This window comes from Methylobacterium sp. EM32 (assembly GCF_040593685.1).
Classification (GTDB): Bacteria; Pseudomonadota; Alphaproteobacteria; order Rhizobiales; family Beijerinckiaceae; genus Methylobacterium.
The window spans coordinates 1-3,355 of sequence record NZ_JBEXZS010000198.1 but is presented as its reverse complement, the minus strand read 5'-3'; the positions used below and the strand labels follow the sequence as shown (position 1 = coordinate 3,355).

The 3,355-nt window shown below is 71.8% G+C and carries 2 protein-coding genes; both read left to right on the top strand.

Translation table 11 applies throughout. From position 1 onward, the window contains the following. The first annotated feature begins 51 nt into the window (after positions 1–51). Positions 52–993 carry a TIGR01620 family protein gene (locus tag ABZT49_RS26680; protein ID WP_355290598.1) on the top strand — a complete coding sequence of 314 codons (942 nt, stop codon included), beginning with the start codon at positions 52–54 and terminating at the stop codon, positions 991–993. A 262-nt stretch (positions 994–1,255) separates the two neighbouring features. Continuing rightward, complete coding sequence (locus tag ABZT49_RS26675; protein WP_355290596.1) at positions 1,256–3,199, top strand: HAMP domain-containing methyl-accepting chemotaxis protein; 1,944 nt, start codon at positions 1,256–1,258, stop codon at positions 3,197–3,199. Positions 3,200–3,355 lie beyond the last annotated feature (156 nt).

The window sequence follows — 3,355 nt, the reverse complement described above, 5'->3', positions numbered from 1 at the left end:
ATCTCGAACGGCTCCTCCACCACCCGCACGCCGCCCGGCACCGAGACGGCGCTGCCCGACGGCGTGCGGGTGGTGGAGGAGCCGTTCGAGATCGTCGAGGCCGCCGACGGGGTGCCCGTCCCGGTGGCGCCGCGCTCGCGCGCGCCCTGGGCGACGTTGCTGCTCTCGGCCCTCGGGGGCCTGGCCTCCCTCGGCATCGGCCTTGCCATCGAGCGCCTGATCGCCGACCTCTTCACCGTCGCGCCCTGGCTCGGCATCGTCGCCCTGGTGCTGCTCGCGGTCGCGGTGGTGGCGCTTCTGGCCATCGTCTGGCGCGAGGTGGCGGGGGTGCTGCGCGAGCGCCGCATCGAGGCCTTGCGCGAGGAAGCCCTCGACGCGCTCCGCTCCCGCGACCACAGCGCCGCCAAGGCCGTGGTGCGCCAGCTCTCCGGCCTCTATGCCGGGCGCCCGGCCCTGAGCGCCGCGCGGGCCCGGCTCGATGCCCTCGACGACCAGATCCTCGACGTCGAGGACCGGATCGGCATCGCCGAGGCCGAGCTGCTGGCCTCCCTCGACCGCGCCGCCAAGGCGGCGGTAGCGGAGGCGGCCAAGCAGGTCTCGGCGGTGACGGCCCTGAGCCCGCGGGCGATCGTCGATGTCGGCTTCGTGATCTTCGCGGGCGTCCGCCTCCTTCGCCGCATCGCCACCATCTATGGCGGGAGACCCGGCCTGTTCGGCTTCCTGCGCCTGGCGCGGGCGGCGCTCGCCCATCTCGCCGTCACCGGCAGCGTCGCGGTCGGCGACAGCCTGGTGCAATCGGTGCTGGGCTTAGGGGTCGCGGCCCGGATCTCGGCGAAGCTCGGGGAGGGCGTGCTCAACGGGCTGATGACGGCGCGGTTCGGGCTGGCAGCCCTCGCCGTGTGCCGGCCGCTGCCCTTCACCCGGGAGGCGGCGCCGCGGTTGGGTGATGTCGCAGGGGAGCTGATCCGCCGGGAGGAAGCCGGATCCGCCTGAGCCGGCGCGATCGCACCCTGCGCCACGCCGAAAACTTAAAATCCCCTGCGTCAACGAAATTTTCAACGGGAGCTTCTTATCGTTCCCCCGAGATCGGGGGATCGTCGACATGCGATATCTAAGTGTCCGGAACGTACTTGGGGCGATTATATTCCTTTTCGGAGCCATCATCGTGGTCTCCTCGGCATATAATTTGAGGTCTGCGTTCGAATTGAAAGAGAAGGCAGATCTTATTTCTCGTTACGTCAAGCTCAGCCGGTCCATGCTGGAGAGCCTGGCCTCCTTCCGCAGCGAGCGCGGCTGGAGCATGACCGGCCTCGGCTTCGCGCCGGAGGCGAACCGGGTGTCGCGACGCGTGGCGCTGGAATCCCGCGCCCCGGCAGATCGGGCGCTGGGCGAGGCGGCAGCGGCCTCGCACAGCATCGACGAGCCGGCCCTTGCCACCGCCATGCAGGAGCTGGCGACGGTCGCCGAGTCCTGGAAGGCTCTGCGCGGCCGGGTCGATGCCGATCTCGACCGGCCGATGGCGAGCCGGGACAAAGCCCTGTTCGCCCAGCTGAACGAGTTGGGCGGGCGGCTGCTCGCCCTGATCGACACGATGTCGGCCCGGACCGACACCGCCCTGCGGCAGCTCGACCCGGTGCTGGAATCGACCATCGCCACGAAGGCGATCATCGGGTCGCTCCGGAACCTGACCGGCCAGCAACTCCTGGCGATCAACATACTGCTCTCCGGCGACCGGCTGCCCCTGCCGACGGACGGCCCGGCCCTGCGCGCCCGGGAGATCCAGGGGCGGACGACCTGGGACCTCGTCGGAACCCTGCTCTCGACCAGCCGCTCGGACTTGGTCCAGTCCGCCTACCGGACCGCCACCGCTGCGTATTTCGAAGCCCCTCTGGGCCCGCAGCGGGCGGAGATCGTGGCCGCCGTCGAGGCCGGACGGAAACCGAGCGTCCCCGTGATGGACGCGTGGCTCGAAGGCGCCGCCGTGAGCCAGTCGGCGATCGCCGCGACGGCGCTCGCCCTGATGGACGCCGCGGCGACGGCCGCCGACGCGGAGACGGTGCGGGCGCGGCAGGCCTTCGCGGTGCATTGCACGCTGGCGATCGCCGGAATCCTCCTGACGCTGATCGGGGCAGCGATCGCACAGATCTGGATCGCCGGCCGGATCCACGCCCTCTCGGCAGCGACCCGGCGCATCGCGGAGGGCGACCTCGCCGTCCCGGTGCCGGGAGTCCGTCACCGGGACGAGATCGGTGCCATGGCCGCCGCGCTCGAGGTTTTTCGCGATACCATGCAGCGCAGCCGCGCCCTGGAGCGCGAGACCGAGCAGGCCCGCCTCGCGGCCGAGGAGCAGCGGCGGATCGGGATGCGCGCCGTCGCCGACGCCTTCGAGGAGGCGGTGGGCGCCGTCGTCGCCAAGGTCTCGGCCTCGGCCGCCGCCCTTGAGGGCACCGCGCGGAGCATGACCGCGACCGCGACCGAGACCGCCGGTCAGTCGACCTCCGCGGCCTCCGCGGCGGAGCAGGCGGCCACCAACGTCAACACCGTCGCGGCGGCGGTCGAGGAATTGGGCTCCTCGGTCCAGGAGATCGGCCGCCAGATCGTGGCCTCCTCCGATCTCGCCGGACGGGCCGTGGCCGAGGCGGACCAGACCATGCGCCTGGTCCAGGAGATGACGCGCAACTCGACCAAGATCGGCGACATGGTCGGGATGATCGCGACCATCGCCTCGCAGACGAACCTGCTGGCGCTCAACGCCACGATCGAGGCGGCCCGGGCGGGAGCGGCGGGGCGCGGCTTCGCGGTGGTCGCCGCCGAGGTCAAGGAGCTCGCCAACCAGACCGCCAAGGCCACCGACGAGATCAGCCAGCAGATCGGCCAGATCCAGGTCGTCACCGAGCAGGCGGTCGGGGCGATCACCGCGATCACGACCCGCATCGGCGAGATCAGCACGGTCACGGCGACGATCTCGGCGGCGGTCGAGGAGCAGGGAGCGACGACGCAGGAGATCGTCCGCAACGTGGCGCAGGCCTCGGCCGGTACCCGGGAGGTCACCGGCAACGTGGCGGGTGTGGCGATGGCGTCGGAGCGGACCGGCGCGGCCGCCCGGAAGGTGCTGGATTCCGCCTCCGATCTATCGCGCGAATCCGAGCATCTCGGCACCGAGGTCGTGCGCTTCCTCGCGCGGGTGCGCGCCGCCTGAGGCACGGGCCGGGTGCGAAACCGGCGGCAGGGCTGCACAGCGACAGGGTGGGAGCGCCGCGTGTGACCCAAATGACCTCCGGGCGGCGGTGACTCCGTCGGCCTCCTGCCCACCCTCATCCCACCCAGCCCCCCCCCCCGGAGCCCCCCCCCCCCC

Bases quoted from the DNA above. Each gene is read 5' to 3' on its own strand.
- ABZT49_RS26675 (WP_355290596.1), top strand. From the start codon at position 1,256: ATGCTGGAGAGCCTGGCCTCCTTCCGCAGCGAGCGCGGCTGGAGCATG.